Here is a 13901-nt window from a genome sequence, read left to right as displayed (position 1 = left end):
TAATAATGCATGTTCAATGTTACTCATTGTTAAGGGTAAAATTCTTCGGCATAACGTTCGACCGGACCCGGCTTTGCGTGGCCCAAGATAAGTAAGCCGAACTTAAAGAAAAGCGAGGAGTACGATTTTATGATTTTTCATTATAATACGATTTTGAACTTTAAAATTGTTCTTAAGAGTGCAAGTTTCTTGCTCGTTTCGACAGCAATCATTTTTATTGTTGATCTAATATTCAAATTAGAAGCAAGCACACGCATTTATTTCTATATTGCTCCATTTACAATACACACCCTATTATCATTCTTAATGAAAAATAAGGCATCATGGATGTTTGGAGCGATAATCGGGACTTTGACATCGATCCTGCTATTTCTTATCATGTTTTTTATTTTCCTTAAATAAACAAAAGAAAGGGGGTCACGCACGCAAGCAGTTTTTGAATCTATTTATCGAGCAAGGGGTTGAAAAAAAAGCATGTATCAATTTTTTAGCGAGATCAGTGCATTTGTAACTCAGCCATTCGTAAACGCTGCGAATACCGATATAGCTCTTATTGCTGCCTTATTTCTCGGTTTTGTCGGTTCCATGGCACCGTGTCAAATTTCGGCTAATGTGGCTGCTATCACATATTTTGGAAACCGTCAGGTACAGGAGAAGCTCTCTTGGATGGAAACAGGGATGTATCTGTTGGGAAAGATAGCGGTGTTTATTGTACTAGGCACCGTATTTTGGATATTTGGGCAGCAAATCGGCAAAGAATTTATTCCGTTTCTGGCATTTACAAGAAAACTTTTGGGTCCGCTACTTATTTTGGTAGGGTTTATTCTTATTGGTTGGGTCCGGCTCCCCTTCCAAATCGGTTATAAGTGGACAGCTTGGCTGCAAAAATATTCTGAGCGAGCGGGTGGAAACAGTGGCGCTTTTCTGCTGGGAGCGGCTTTCTCGCTTGGTTTTTGCCCAACCATGTATGTATTGTTTTTTGGAACGCTTATGCCTTTATCGCTACAATCATCTTACGGAGCGCTGCTGCCGCCCGTATTTGCAGTAGCAACAGCGATGCCGTTTTTGTTGTTTGTCGGGTTGACGTTTGCTTTTGGGCTTGATCGCATCATAGTGAAACGAATGAAACACTGGGGTCAATGGATACAAAAGCTGGCGGGAGTGTTTCTTATCTTATTTGGTATTAGTGATACGTTAACTTATTGGACGCTTTAATTCGAACGGGGGGCTTTATATTGAGAAAACAGTGGTTAATCTTGGCAGCCATATTATTTTTGGGATTGCTTGCGTTATACCAAACTTCCGCGGCAAACAAAGAAGAGTTGCCAAAAGTAGGCTACAAAGCCCCATTCATTTCTCTGCAGGGTCTGGATGGCAAAACATATTCTTTCGAAAGCCTGAACGGGAAACCGGTCATCATTAATTTTTGGGCTTCATGGTGTGCTCCTTGTCGAATTGAAGCACCTGAACTTGTAGAACTTTACGCAAAGTATAAAGACCAACTTGAAATTTATGCTGTCAATGTGACAGCTAGTGACTCGATTGAAGGGGCACAAGCGTTTTCTCAGGAATATGGCTTTACCTTCCCGGTGTTGCTTGACGAGAAAGCGGATGTTTCTAGAAAATACCAAATTAAACCGATTCCAACTACCTACTTCGTTAATTCCGAAGGCATCATTGTTGACAAATTGATCGGACTGGCAGACCCGCAAACACTGGAAAATAAATTCAAACAACTCATCCGTTAACGGGGAGTGAAGGGGTGAACTTATGCCTGAAGTGTTGCAGGTTGGTCCTTTTATGATTAGGCTGGAATGGCTGCTTCTAGCTATATCGGGTCTAGCAGGGTACCTGACTATACAAGTGGTATTGAAAAAGAATGGTTATGATGCCAAGCCGATTCTTGACAAAATCTTCAATGGAATCCTAATTGTCTTTTTTGTTTGGAAATTTAGTCCTCTCATCTCTACTTCATCAATCCTTTGGAGATATCCTGCGAGCCTTCTAACGATAACGGGTTCGGGGCTCGGTGCAGGTCTGGGTATTTTTGTGGCCATTTGGTATATAGATCGGTCCTTGCCTAAATTAGGAGTGGACCGTATATGGTTTGCAGATTTGTTGGCTTTGGGAATGGTTTCGGGGATGTTTATGCATAGTTTGCTGGGGTGGCAGTATGGTTCATCAACTTCATTACCGTGGGGAATTTCCATCGAAAACCCTGACTACAAGTACCACCCGGTTAATGTATACGTCCTAATCGTCACAATACCTATGCTGCTTTGGTTCTTCAGAAACCTTTCTTCACTCGGTTCAGGTAAATTGACGTTATATTTTTTGACATATTACAGTGCTGGACTCATGCTTGTTACCTTATTCAAACCGAAATTATTCACGATTTTCGGTATCACTACGGAGCAGTTAATATATTTGATATTGATGGCTTCAGGGTTCGTTCTCTCCTCTATGCGGAATAACCGCAAACATGACCAAACCATCTAGTGTTGGAAAGGAATGATGAATAACATGAATGCATCATGGCTATGACTATAACTTGCAGTAAGGGAGGAAAAGGAGCTAATGAAAGTCATCTTGTTTACAACAGGGGATAGTCTAGGACTTATGGTTTATTTTACTCTCCAGCCTAAACAACAAAATATCAATCTTCCTTCATCTGGAGGCAATGTACATTAAATGACGGTCAGCAGAATGATGCTTGTAGTCATTTTATTTCTGGTCAGCTTTGTATATATGGGGCTTGAGATGACTGCGGCAAGAATGATCACGCCATATTTCGGAAATACCGCGTACACATGGGGCTCGATTATTTCTGTTTTTTTGCTTGGATCCGCACTGGGGTATTGGTGGGGGGGGAAGAGCGCGGATAAGGCAGGGTCAAATCATTGGCTCAACAGGTATTTGCTTTTATCAGCGACTGTGATTGGTTTTCTTCCATATTGGTCGAATCTTGTTTTGCCTCTTCTTCAGCCGCTCCCAAGCGGGGTGGGAACGCTTTTTGCATCGCTTGCTTTATTCATGGTCCCGAACGCCCTAATCAGCGCCATCATACCTGGTATAACCAAGACCGGTTTAACACAAAGATTCACCGGGCAACAAATCAGTTTGTTTCATATAAGCTCTTCGGTCGGAAGCATTGTCGGAACGCTTATAACCACTTTTGTTTTACTGCCTAATCTCCATATGAATTGGGTGTTGTCGCTGCTCGTTTTTCTGATTCTGGTTTCATATATCGCGTTTAACCGAAATCAATTGCGAAAAAAGTGGCTTGTGTCGCTAACTTTATTGGGAATATGTGCGGTTCCGTTTACTTCTCAAATGAAGCTGTTTTTTGACGCCAAGCTGATTGAGCAGTTGTCAAGTCCTTATCATGAGTTGTATGTCACGGAAAAAACGGATTATAAGGGGAAATCTGGCACATTTCGTTTTCTGCAATTTGATAAAGGGGGCTATCAAGGCGGCTTGAACATGTCAGATCCTGAACAGGTCCTTTTCTCCTATGCGCGTGCCATATTAGAGATTGTCAACAAGCTTCATCCTTCGTCTGAAAATATATTTATGATTGGGCACGGCGTTGGGACGTTAACACAAAAATTAAGTTTTTCCGGTAAGGCGATTGAGGTCGCCGAACTTGATGAAAAGGTGCTAAGTGTTAGCCGAAAATATTTTGGATATACCGGCGATGAAGTTCGTATCGGCGATGGCCGTATCCTCCTCCGAAACAAAGACAGCGACTCACTTGACGTCATCATATTGGATGCCTACAGTGGGGGCACCATTCCTTTTCATCTGACTACTCAGGAATTTTTCCGCATCACCCGGCAAAAACTCCGAACGGATGGGATTGTGGTAATGAACGTTATTGGGAAGCCAACAGGGGATAAGCTCGTTCAAAGTTTGTATGGGACAATTGCAAGTATTTACGAAAATGTAAAAGTGTACGCGACCTCACCTGGATTAGAATCGAAACAAAATTTAATTTTTGTTGCTAGTACAAAAAAATTATCAACCATATCGATAGAGAACGGTCAGGAAATTAGCATGATCCCAGGGGAGATCATAACCGATAAGGAAACCCGATGGATACAACTAAATTAGTAAATCATCGTTTGTTGTTAAATAAAACGTGTACGCTTATTATGTATGGTTCTGAACCAACAGTTATGAACCTAAATTTCGAAATCGCTGGTGTTCCCATGTTAAATTATGGAAATTATCATTCCAGTAGGGCGACTCTTGCCTCGATACGCTTCCATGCATGTCGGTTGGCAAAGTCTCTCGCCAACTTGAGCATTATGGTTCTGCTGTGCTGAATGATCGTAGCGGCACAATGAAAAAACTCCAACCGGAACCGCGAGATCGTGTAACCTTGATGAACGGAATCACAGCAATCTCGTTTGAATCGTTCGAATAGATTGTACGCCAGCAGTTTGATGAGCAGATCGAGTTCATTCGCCTCGAAATCGCTTGTCGCAATTCGATTAATGGAAAACCCGTTCTTCGCTTCCTTGATGTAGTTTTCCATACAGCAGCGCTGATTGTAGAAGCGCCATAGATCAATTGGTTCCCAGTCAAGATTGGTGACGATCGCTTCGTACTGCCAATCGGTTTCAAACACCAATCGGGTCTGTCCATCATCGATGACATGCGCCTTACGAATAATCGCAACGCGACGAGGCTTTTTCCAGGATGTCGCTTTGTAGATCAGCGTAATTCCTTCGATGATCCAATCCTCGTCAACGAATCGTTTCCAGTATCGGCAGGCTTTGACCTGCTCCGCAAGGCGCTTTGTCCATTTCAGCTTGCCGACATAGCTGACCTCTCTGTCTTCCCACAAGCTGTAGAATTCCTCACCACCGAAGCCCTTGTCGAACCTTGCATATTTCACCGGACGTTCGCCAAGAAGCTCGAACGTTTCTTGAAGGAAAGGAGCAGCATCCGTCGAGGAATGCGTGTTGCCTGGACGGAGAACGACATTCAAGCACAGATGGGACTGCCCCTCAAAGGCCAGCAGCGGATGGTAGCTTTTGCGGCCGGGCTTGTGCGGATTCGTACCTTTCGCAGCTCCCGCTTGATCGCCGTATACGGTTTCCACCGTAGAGTCCAGATCCAGAATGAGGGATGACGGCAAGCAGGGCTGAATGATATTCTGATTCAGCCTTCGCAGGTCGGAAGCGAGATTGGGGCAAGTAGTACTCAAGCGCGCTAATTCTTTGTACAGCAACGAATGATGCGGGCAACGACCACCGAGGAAACGCTTCAGAAGCGAGTCATGCTGCAATTTGCGAAAATGAAAGAGCCGCTCGCAGCCGAGCATCCAGCCAGTGATGAGATAGAGCAGAATGCGGTATAGCGGAAAAAGCGAGTTGCGCGCTTTGAAGCAGGGGATGTTGCGCAACGCTTGGGAAAGCTTGATTTTTTCGAGGTACTCCAGAAAGATTTTGATGCCTCCGAAGCCGGTCGCATTTTGCAGGGAAAATTCGGTCTTGATTTTACTGACGGGTATGGTAGACTTCACCTAAAGGGTGCTCCTCTCTTTGGGTATTGTGTTCTCGTCAAACACTATTCCACCAAAGGCTGGAGACTTTTTTAACATATCAGAATCTTTAAGTCCTTTACAGAACTAAAGCGTAAGGGGGTACCCTTTCTAAACATATCAGAATCTTTAAGTCCTTTACAGAACTAAAGCGTAAGGGGGTACCCTTTCTAAACATATCAGAATCTTTAAGTCCTTTACAGAACTAAAGCGTAAGGGGGTACCCTTTCTAAGAAATTTTCGGTATGCTAAGGACATGGAGACGAAGGTACTGAAACGGATCTTTCTGGAGCATTGGCCCCAGTTTTATGAAAAGAATAAAACACGAATCCGGCTGGTTGTCGTTAAAGAGATCGAGAAATTTCTTGGTTGCGGGAATCCCAGGAACGGCTTTAAGTTGCTGGTTTGTGAAGGGTGTCATGACACGAGAAAAATTCCTTACCGCTGTAAGGGACGGTTCTGTACGACGTGCTCATGCGGAGAAACAGAAGAGTGGAGCCGTGTGATGGCGGAAGACGTGTTTCAAGTGAACCATAGGCATGTCATCCTTACCATCGATGAAGGATTACGCGACATTTTTCTGAAATACCGGGAAATGCTGAAAGAGTTCATGGACGAAGCAGCCCGACTGGTACAAGAACACTTTGAGAAGAAACATAAAGTAACGCCTGGGATTATTGCAGGCTTACATACCTTCGGATCGAAACTGAATTTTAACCCGCACGTGCATATGCTTGTGACAATGGGAGGTATGACAGCGAACGGGGAGTGGAAGACCTACGACTACATTCCGTTTAAGAAACTGCGAAAACAATGGCAGACGGTGGTGCTGAAGCTCATTCGCCGTCACTTAACGGAAGAGCAGAAGAAACAGGTACAGCCGTTGCTGCAAAAAGCCTACTCCGAAAATGAGGAAGGCTTCTATGTACATGCCCCAAAACAGAAAGGGGACGTAAAAACGCAACTGGGGTACATTGGACGTTATATCCGTCGTCCGGCCATAGCGATCGAGCGAATTAAGGAATACGATGGAGAGTATGTCGTATTTCGCTACCATGACAAGACGGATGATATGGAAAAAGAAGAGAAAGTAACCGCGGAGGAGTTTATTTCGCGGTTAATTCGTCATATTCCAGATGAGCATTTTAAGATGATCCGCCATTATGGACTATACGCGCGGCGGATCAAGAAAGAATGTAAAGAAAAAGTACAGACATGGCAGGAGAAGGTTAAGAAGACGATTGTGAAGGTACAAAAGCTGATTCGTCGGCGGAACTGGCAAGAACGGATCAAAGCGCAGACAGGGAAAGACCCTATGGTTTGTCCAAAATGCCAATGTTATTATGAGTACAAGGGAGAAGTCTGCCTTGAAGAGGGGCAGCTTGTCGTAAAGCATGCCGTTTGTGCAAAAAGCAAGGCGGTGTTAGAAAGGATGATTAACGATCTCACCGGTATCGAAGAAACGAAAACCAGCGAAGAAGAAGAAACCAACGCAGTTAAGCCTAAGCAAGCACCTGCAGTCCAAAGAGGTCGTCAAATATCTATGTATGACGTGCTCGCAGAGCGAAGAAATACCGCTTAGTGTGGTCAGAGATTTTGACATGATGGACGATGGGGATCCGGAAGTTCCGCCACAATTCGCTTGTGAATCCTGTGGTGGAGAAATGTATCCGGAATACTATAAGGGTGTTCATGGATATGAATACCGCATCGAAGATCGGTTAAGGAAAAGAGAAGTGGAAGAGAGTTCGAAGTCGATCAGATGAGGGAATGGGTATGGGGTGGAAAGTTTACGGGCCGCCTTTGAAATCGTGTTATTTCCGCCTAATCAATTCAATAAAACACGATTTCAAGAGCGGTTGGAACCCCATACCCATCCCTCCCCACGCTCAAATGTATGGGTTTGCACAAGGATTTTAGAGGACCTGGCCAGCGGCCAGGTTTTTCTTATATTTTTAGAGAAAGGTACTTTCGAAATTCAGGATAAATATTCTTCATTAATTTCATATGACAGCACCATCATAATAACAGATTGGCTTTCTTCTCGCAGCGGTGTTGCCATGTGAGTATGGAGCTGATATTTATGTTCGCCCTGTTGTTTGCAATGTCAAACCGCGATCTTTTTATGTGTCTGTTCTACGATTTTTAACGTAAGCGTCAAACAAGAAGGTGTATTGAAAAAGAAAAGCCCGTGGTTCATGAAGATCCACAGGCTCTGCGTTATGTACAACGTTGTTGAACAGCCGGACTCCATGGAAGGTACACATCAAGTAGCTCCGGCTGCTGACGAAATGCAATCGCTGGTAACTGTTGCAACAGATAGACTAGATATTTGTAAGGGTTCAATCCATTTGCCTTCGCTGTCTCTACGATGCTGTAGATCGCTGCACTTGCGGTTGCACCCCGAGGACTACCGCTGAATAACCAGTTTTTACGTCCTACTGTAAAGGGACGAATGCTGTTCTCAGCTAGATTATTCGAGATCACACAATTTCCATCTTGTAAGTAATTCATCAACTCTTGCTTATGGTTACGTGCATACTTCAGCGCTTCGCCCAGCTTGGATTTGGGAAGAACTTTACCTTTGGCCATTTCTATCCATGACCAAAAAGCATCGAGTACAGGCTTTTCCTGCACCAGACGTTGTTCCTTTCGTTCTTCAGCGGTATGTGATGCAAGCTGTGCCTCCAGCTCAAAAAGTTTGTTGCAGTAAGCAATGCCTTCGTTGGCAAGGGACTCTTCCGGATGCTTCACTTCCGGTGGTAATGCCTGGACAAACTTACGCCGAAGATGTGCCCAGCATAGACAAGAGATCGTCCCTGCTAGCTTCGCATATCCCGAGTAGGCATCGCTATGTAAATATCCCTTGAACCCTTTCAGGAATGCTTGCGGGTACTTCGCCCCTCGTCCTGGTTGGTACTCAAAGATCCGTATGGGATGCACACTATGCTGTCCACCGCTGTAGATCCACATGTAGGAGGGGGTCGTGTTCTTCCGTCCCTTCTCATTCATCACCTGTAAGGGCGTCTCATCCGCATGCAGATATCGCTCTTGCACAAGTAGCTCATGCAGTCGATTCACCAGTGGCTTCAGCCAGTCTCTCGTGGCCGCGATCATCCAGTTCGCCATCGTGGCCCGACTCAGATCAAGGCCGATGCTCTTCCATTCCTTCTCCTGACGGTACAGGGGCATGCTGTTCACAAACTTCTGGTACATGACCCATGCCACAGAGGAAGCGGAGGCCATCGAATGCTGGATGACCGGCGCTGGCGTCGTTGCCTTTTTCATCTGAGGCTTGTCCTCTTTCCGACAGGTCCGGCACTCTAGGGTTTCTCTGTAGATATCAATCGCTTGCACGCGGGCAGGGATAAACTCCACTTCCGTACGCACAAACTCTTCGCCCACCAAGACAAGCTCGCTATGGCATATGTCACAACAACGGTCCTGCACCTGACATAGTTGCTTCTCATGCGGAAGATCCTGAAGCAGCTCCGCTCGTTCACCTACCTGCTTTTTTCGCTGGTAGCCTTGGATCTGCTCGATGGTTGGCTCCGGTGCAGTGCGTGAAGCTGCTTTCTCTGCCTCATCAAATAAAGACAGCTGCTCCACACCTACTGGGAGGGAAGCTGTTTTCTCGGAGCTTTTGCCATACAGCTTCTGCGTTAGAAATTGTACGGTTTCCTGTAGCCGTTTATTCTCTTTTTCCAGGTCGCCGATGCGATGCTCCATCTTTTGTAGCTGTTCCAAGGGGCTCATGAGATACCGTTCCTTCACTGAATTCTATGCCTATCATTATACCATAGAATTGTGTACAACCCCAGATTTTACAAGAGTTTTCGGCTCTGGTTTGACCTACATGGAAGGAGTGAAGCCCAGCTTTTTAACCGCTTTCGGCTGATGGATCGACAGCCCCTCCAGCAACCATCGAAACTCCTGTGGCGTGATCGAGCGTACGGCCTCCGCATCCATGGGCCACTGGTATTGACCGGATTCCAGTCGCTTGTACAACAGGACAAATCCATCGCCTTCCCAGTACAAGGCTTTCATCCGATCACGCTTGCGACCGCAGAACAGAAACAAATGATTCTGAAACGGGTTCAACTGTAGCTGATGTTGCACCAAATGAATGAGTCCATCAATGGACTTTCGCATATCCGTATAGCCACAGGCGATATACAGTTGATCGGCTTTGGAGATGTCACCGAACATGCTGCAGGATGCGAAGCGTCTGTTCAAGGAGTGCGGTAGACGCATGCGGATGAATTTCAATCGTAACGGCATCCGTACGAAGGATGATGGCCGCTTGCTCCTGACTCACTTCGGGACGTGGAGAGTTCATCCGTAGTGAGGAAGGGACAGGGACCAGAGTTGATTCATTCGGAGAAGAGAAGGCAGGGAGAGATTCACAAGCAGTTTCACGGATTTTACGGAGCCAGTAGTAATAGCTTTTCACACTGATTTCATGATCGGCACACCAGCGAACCACGGTCTGGCCACAGGAACGGCAGTCACGAATGATCTCGGTCCACTGCTGGAGTCTATAACGATTCCTCATCTCTAAAGTTTGCAATTGGACACACTCCCATTAGAGTTTTTCGAGTAGAGTCGAAAAACTCCAACGACTACTCTAACGGAATTGTCTCAAAATCTAAATGGGATTGGAATACACCTTCTTATTTGACGCTTACGTTGGATAACGGGACCGATTCAACAATATGTCTCCTTCGATCATCGCCAAGTACCCACACGAATCCAAGCCATATAGCAAATAACTCCAAACCGTATTTGCTTACAAGTACCATAATCGAATCGAGCCAAATAAGATGTCCTGACAAATCGTTAATAAATTGAAAAATAGCATAATTCATAGCGGCAATCCTCCTGATGTTCGTCTAGGTCCACAAATGCCCGAGTACATAACCTAATGCGCAGAAAGCAATTCCAGAAATCACACTGATAGACACATAAGAGACAATAGAGCGCCATTTATATAGTCGGCGGATCTGTACAATTTCGTACTGGAATGTAGAAAAAATTGTGAAGGCTCCTAAGAAGCCCGTTCCCATAAGGGCGGTAAGATGTAAATTCAAAGTCAGCCCATACAAAAGGCCGAGTAAAAAGGAGCCTGCCAGATTTACAGTCAACGTTCCGAAAGGAATCGATGATATTGATCTTCGACTAAACGCATCCACGACAGCAAATCGGCTAATCGCCCCAATAAACCCACCAATGCCTATCCATAAAATATCCATTAACGTTTACTCACTTTCCTGCTGGATTCTGCCTTTCTCATAGTTACCCAGGCGTATACCTAAGCTTGTGAACAGGTAACCGCCGAGCAGGCTTGCTGCAATGTAGAGCAATGCTAATCCATAATGTGCTGATTGAAGCAATGTTACATTTTCATAACTAAAGGTCGAAAACGTAGTGAACGACCCAACAAATCCTGTTCCGAAAGAAGAGCGGAAGTGCGGATGTACCAAATATCTTGTCGTGGTCAGCGTATAGAAGAGAGAAAGTAAGAAACAACCCAATAAATTAATCGTTAGCGTGTGAACCGGAAATGCTTGTCCAAAACGTTCTCCTATCCAAATGCCAAGTGAATAGCGGCTAATAGCGCCGAGCGTTCCGCCGACACCGAGATACACATAAATCAAATCGACCCCTCCTTTCCAATTATTCACATAAAAAGACAAACTCCTACCAGAATAAGAATTCTGGTAGGAGTCATTAGCCGTTACCGGCGGTTTATGGCGAACTCCATCGCCTTTTGAACATATTATTTATTTTAGTTGAAATTCCCGTTCAAGTCAATCTTTATTTGGCATCTTTATTTGGCACGAGTTATAAGGAGCCAGTGATAATATTTCGCAAATCGATCAACAAAAGCTTGGTACGGTGTGCGTTCAGCTTGTGCTTCTTCAACAAGGTGTATAATTTTCGAAATCGTCGTATCCTCGACTCGCTACGTTACTTTAACTTTAAGCATTACTTCTTCGCTCAATGTGCCAGTAAACAATTCATCACATTCAAATAGGCATTTGATTGTATCAAAAAAAAGGAAGCCGCGGAGGGTAGTTTTTGGGCAAGCAGTTCCGATTTTGCTCTAAAAATGAAATCAACCTGAATTTCGAAAGTACGACTCTTTGAAAACGTGAAAAGGGCTCCGAATCTTTGGTAGAATGGTGTTTGTCCAGAACAACATCACCCAAAGAGAGGAGCACCTTTTAGGTGAAGTCTACCACACACGTCAGCAAAATCAAGACCGAATTTTCGTTGCAAAATGCCACGAGCTTCGGCGGCATCAAAATCTTTCTGGCCTACCTTGAAAAAATCAAGCTTGCCGAGGCCATGCGGAACCTCTCTGGCGGCAAAGCGCACAACGCCATTTTCCCTATTCATCGCATAGTACTCTATCTCATCATCGGCTGGATGCTCGGCTGCGAACGGATTTTCCACTTCCGCAAGTTGCAGCATGACGCGCTGCTGAACCGCTTTCTCGGTGATCGCTGTCCGCACCACAGCCTGCTGTACAAGGAGCTGGGGCGGCTAGGCCGGTCATGTCCGCAGCTGCCGGCTGAACTGCGGATGCTAAATCTGGAAATCATCCGGCCGTGCCTGCCGACCGACCTCATTCTCGATCTGGATTCCACGGTGGAGACCGTCTACGGCGATCAGGCCGGCGCAGCCAAAGGCACGAATCCGCACAAGCCTGGGCGAAAAAGCTATCATCCGTTGCTGGCCTTTGAAGGCCAGACCCGCTTGAACCTGAATGCGGTGCTTCGCCCCGGCAACACGCACTCTTCTACCGACGCTGCCGACTTCCTGCAGCAAACCTTCGAACTTCTCGGCGAGCGCAAAGTGAAGTACGCCCGGTTTGACAAAGGCTTCGGCGGCGAGGACTTTTACAGCCTGTGGGAAAGCAAAGGAATCGGCTATGTCGGCAAGCTCAAATGGACCCGGAGGCTTGCCGCAGAAGTTGAAGCCTGCCGTTACTGGACGCGCTATGTCGACGAGGACTGGATCATTGAAGGGATAACCCTGATCTACAAAGCGACGTCCTGGCAAAAGCCCCGCCGCGTGGCGGTTATTCGCAAGGCACAAGTGTTTGACGACGGCCAGGGCTGCATCGTGTTCGACACGGACTGGCAATACGAAGCGATCGTGACCAATCTGGAATGGGTGCCGATTGATTTGTGGCGCTTCTACAATCAGCGTTGTTGCATGGAGAATTACATCAAGGAAGCCAAAAACGGATTCTCCATCGATCGCATTGCGACAAGCGATTATAAAGCCAACGAATTGGATTTGTTGATCAAGTTGCTCGCTACAATTTGTTTGAACGCTTCAAGCTGGACTGCTGCGAGCCCGTGCATCAGGGCTATACGATTTCCCGTTTCCGCCTGGAGTTCTTTCATTGCGCAGCGACTCTCATTCGGCACAGTCGCGCCATAGTGCTCAAGCTGATGAAAGACTTCGCCGGTCGCTATGCCTGGAAGCGCATCGAAGCAAGAGTAGCCTTACTGGAATGACATTCTCCAAAATTTCACATGGAAAATGAGGTCGCCCTTTCAGTGGGGAGGGGGAAAAACTATCCGCTGCATCATAAATTCAGTTCGTGGACCTGGGCAACTCCCTTCTTTTTACATCTCATAATCCCACTGCTCCAGTACTTGACCTTGATCTTATGGGCTTTCGAAATTCAGGATCAATATTAGAGGGACATTATTCAAACCCTCATTGCTCCTTGAAAACTGAATACAATCTTATCCGGTACGTTCCCCGCATGGCCTGGAAGGATAGCCGCGTTGCAGGCGCGCCACGACCATATGCCGATTCTTATTTTCGCATGTTTTTTCATCAGAAGCGGTAACCTGCGAGCGATTTCGCCAATGCTATCCATAAATGGTGGTTCCATTTAAGGCGAAGACCCATGCGGAGGGATAATGATACTTCCGTCCAGCCAAAGCTCATCGCAATGGGGGCGGCTTGCAGCGATCCTGGAAGAGGCTTGAAGCCTATGAGGACGGTTAACCACTGTCCGCCGGATAAGGTTGGAAGAGAAGCAACCAAAATAGAGGCGGGAACAGAGATGCGCACACGCGGTTACGTTTGTTGCGCATCTCTGTTTTTCAGCTTTGCTGGATTAATGGGAGGACAGTTATGAACCATAAACTCATTCGATACAGCATGCAAATCGCTATGATAAGACAACTGCTGGCACTATCTTTGATTACCGAACACGAATTTCATTTGATAAAGAACAAAACAATGCGGGAGATGAAGAAGTTGCCCATGAAATGCGGCGCTTCGAGAGGGCGTAAAAAGTTTTGTGTAAATGGTTAAACTT

General features: G+C 45.8%; 13 protein-coding genes, 1 pseudogene and 1 riboswitch. Of the genes and pseudogenes, 7 read left to right on the top strand and 7 right to left on the bottom strand.

Features of this window, described 5'->3' with window-relative positions; all coding sequences use genetic code 11:
• Positions 1 to 474: 474 nt before the first annotated feature.
• The 4 genes from ACZYR9_RS20305 to ACZYR9_RS20290 all read left to right on the top strand — a co-directional run bounded on the left by ACZYR9_RS20305 (position 475) and on the right by ACZYR9_RS20290 (position 4113).
• Positions 475 to 1215, top strand: coding sequence for an urease accessory protein UreH domain-containing protein (locus ACZYR9_RS20305; protein ID WP_488980286.1), 741 nt, complete (start codon positions 475 to 477; stop codon positions 1213 to 1215).
• A gap of 20 nt (positions 1216 to 1235) precedes the next feature.
• Positions 1236 to 1748: a TlpA family protein disulfide reductase gene (locus ACZYR9_RS20300; RefSeq protein ID WP_488980285.1), complete on the top strand. Its 513-nt coding sequence runs from the start codon at positions 1236 to 1238 to the stop codon at positions 1746 to 1748.
• 22 nt (positions 1749 to 1770) lie between these two features.
• Positions 1771 to 2499, top strand: coding sequence for a prolipoprotein diacylglyceryl transferase family protein (locus ACZYR9_RS20295; RefSeq protein WP_488980284.1), 729 nt, complete (start codon positions 1771 to 1773; stop codon positions 2497 to 2499).
• Between the two features lie 192 nt (positions 2500 to 2691).
• A complete protein-coding gene (locus ACZYR9_RS20290; protein ID WP_488980283.1) occupies positions 2692 to 4113 on the top strand; it encodes a fused MFS/spermidine synthase in 1422 nt (473 codons plus the stop codon).
• 118 nt (positions 4114 to 4231) lie between these two features.
• Here the strand turns inward: ACZYR9_RS20290 and ACZYR9_RS20285 are convergent, their stop codons facing one another.
• Positions 4232 to 5533, bottom strand: coding sequence for an IS1380 family transposase (locus ACZYR9_RS20285; RefSeq protein ID WP_488980282.1), 1302 nt, complete (start codon positions 5531 to 5533; stop codon positions 4232 to 4234).
• A gap of 274 nt (positions 5534 to 5807) precedes the next feature.
• Here ACZYR9_RS20285 and ACZYR9_RS20280 point away from each other — a divergent pair, with 274 nt between their 5' ends.
• Positions 5808 to 7133 (top strand): IS91 family transposase, encoded by a 1326-nt coding sequence (locus ACZYR9_RS20280; RefSeq protein WP_488980281.1) that lies wholly within the window; start codon positions 5808 to 5810, stop codon positions 7131 to 7133.
• A 638-nt stretch (positions 7134 to 7771) separates the two neighbouring features.
• Here ACZYR9_RS20280 and tnpC read toward each other — a convergent pair.
• The 6 genes from tnpC to crcB all read right to left on the bottom strand — a co-directional run bounded on the left by tnpC (position 7772) and on the right by crcB (position 11199).
• Positions 7772 to 9307 carry an IS66 family transposase gene (gene tnpC / locus ACZYR9_RS20275; protein ID WP_488980280.1) on the bottom strand — a complete coding sequence of 512 codons (1536 nt, stop codon included), beginning with the start codon at positions 9305 to 9307 and terminating at the stop codon, positions 7772 to 7774.
• A 96-nt stretch (positions 9308 to 9403) separates the two neighbouring features.
• On the bottom strand, positions 9404 to 9760 hold the full coding sequence (gene tnpB, locus ACZYR9_RS20270) for an IS66 family insertion sequence element accessory protein TnpB (RefSeq protein WP_488980279.1): 357 nt from the start codon (positions 9758 to 9760) through the stop codon (positions 9404 to 9406).
• Positions 9750 to 10121, bottom strand: coding sequence for an IS66 family insertion sequence element accessory protein TnpA (tnpA, locus tag ACZYR9_RS20265; RefSeq protein WP_488980278.1), 372 nt, complete (start codon positions 10119 to 10121; stop codon positions 9750 to 9752). The genes tnpB and tnpA overlap by 11 nt, the downstream gene beginning before the upstream one ends.
• 103 nt (positions 10122 to 10224) lie before the next feature.
• A complete protein-coding gene (locus ACZYR9_RS20260; protein ID WP_488980277.1) occupies positions 10225 to 10419 on the bottom strand; it encodes a hypothetical protein in 195 nt (64 codons plus the stop codon).
• 24 nt (positions 10420 to 10443) lie between these two features.
• Complete coding sequence (locus ACZYR9_RS20255; RefSeq protein WP_488980276.1) at positions 10444 to 10803, bottom strand: fluoride efflux transporter FluC; 360 nt, start codon at positions 10801 to 10803, stop codon at positions 10444 to 10446.
• A gap of 6 nt (positions 10804 to 10809) precedes the next feature.
• Positions 10810 to 11199, bottom strand: coding sequence for a fluoride efflux transporter CrcB (gene crcB, locus ACZYR9_RS20250; RefSeq protein ID WP_488980331.1), 390 nt, complete (start codon positions 11197 to 11199; stop codon positions 10810 to 10812).
• Positions 11200 to 11265: 66 nt separating this feature from the next.
• Positions 11266 to 11328: riboswitch (Fluoride riboswitch) on the bottom strand.
• A 454-nt stretch (positions 11329 to 11782) separates the two neighbouring features.
• On the opposite strand from crcB, the pseudogene ACZYR9_RS20245 reads away from it, so the two are divergent.
• Both ACZYR9_RS20245 and ACZYR9_RS20240 read left to right on the top strand, forming a co-directional pair.
• Positions 11783 to 13083, top strand: a pseudogene (locus ACZYR9_RS20245) (IS1380 family transposase).
• A gap of 631 nt (positions 13084 to 13714) precedes the next feature.
• Entirely contained in the window at positions 13715 to 13897 is a 183-nt protein-coding gene (locus tag ACZYR9_RS20240) for a hypothetical protein (protein ID WP_488980275.1), read from the top strand.
• The last annotated feature ends 4 nt before the right edge of the window (positions 13898 to 13901 follow it).

The organism is Paenibacillus sp. F024 (assembly GCF_057814255.1).
Note: the sequence above shows the minus strand (reverse complement) of the source record. Positions and strands in the feature narration are given on the sequence as shown.

What these genes read in the sequence shown, in the direction of transcription:
- ACZYR9_RS20305 (WP_488980286.1), top strand. Translation starts at nt 475, where the DNA reads ATGTATCAATTTTTTAGCGAGATCAGTGCATTTGTAACTCAGCCATTC.
- ACZYR9_RS20295 (WP_488980284.1), top strand. Translation starts at nt 1,771, where the DNA reads ATGCCTGAAGTGTTGCAGGTTGGTCCTTTTATGATTAGGCTGGAATGG.
- ACZYR9_RS20290 (WP_488980283.1), top strand. Translation starts at nt 2,692, where the DNA reads ATGACGGTCAGCAGAATGATGCTTGTAGTCATTTTATTTCTGGTCAGC.
- ACZYR9_RS20280 (WP_488980281.1), top strand. Translation starts at nt 5,808, where the DNA reads ATGGAGACGAAGGTACTGAAACGGATCTTTCTGGAGCATTGGCCCCAG.
- tnpC (WP_488980280.1), bottom strand. Translation starts at nt 9,307, where the DNA reads ATGAGCCCCTTGGAACAGCTACAAAAGATGGAGCATCGCATCGGCGAC.
- tnpB (WP_488980279.1), bottom strand. Translation starts at nt 9,760, where the DNA reads ATGTTCGGTGACATCTCCAAAGCCGATCAACTGTATATCGCCTGTGGC.
- ACZYR9_RS20260 (WP_488980277.1), bottom strand. Translation starts at nt 10,419, where the DNA reads ATGAATTATGCTATTTTTCAATTTATTAACGATTTGTCAGGACATCTT.
- ACZYR9_RS20255 (WP_488980276.1), bottom strand. Translation starts at nt 10,803, where the DNA reads ATGGATATTTTATGGATAGGCATTGGTGGGTTTATTGGGGCGATTAGC.
- ACZYR9_RS20240 (WP_488980275.1), top strand. Translation starts at nt 13,715, where the DNA reads ATGAACCATAAACTCATTCGATACAGCATGCAAATCGCTATGATAAGA.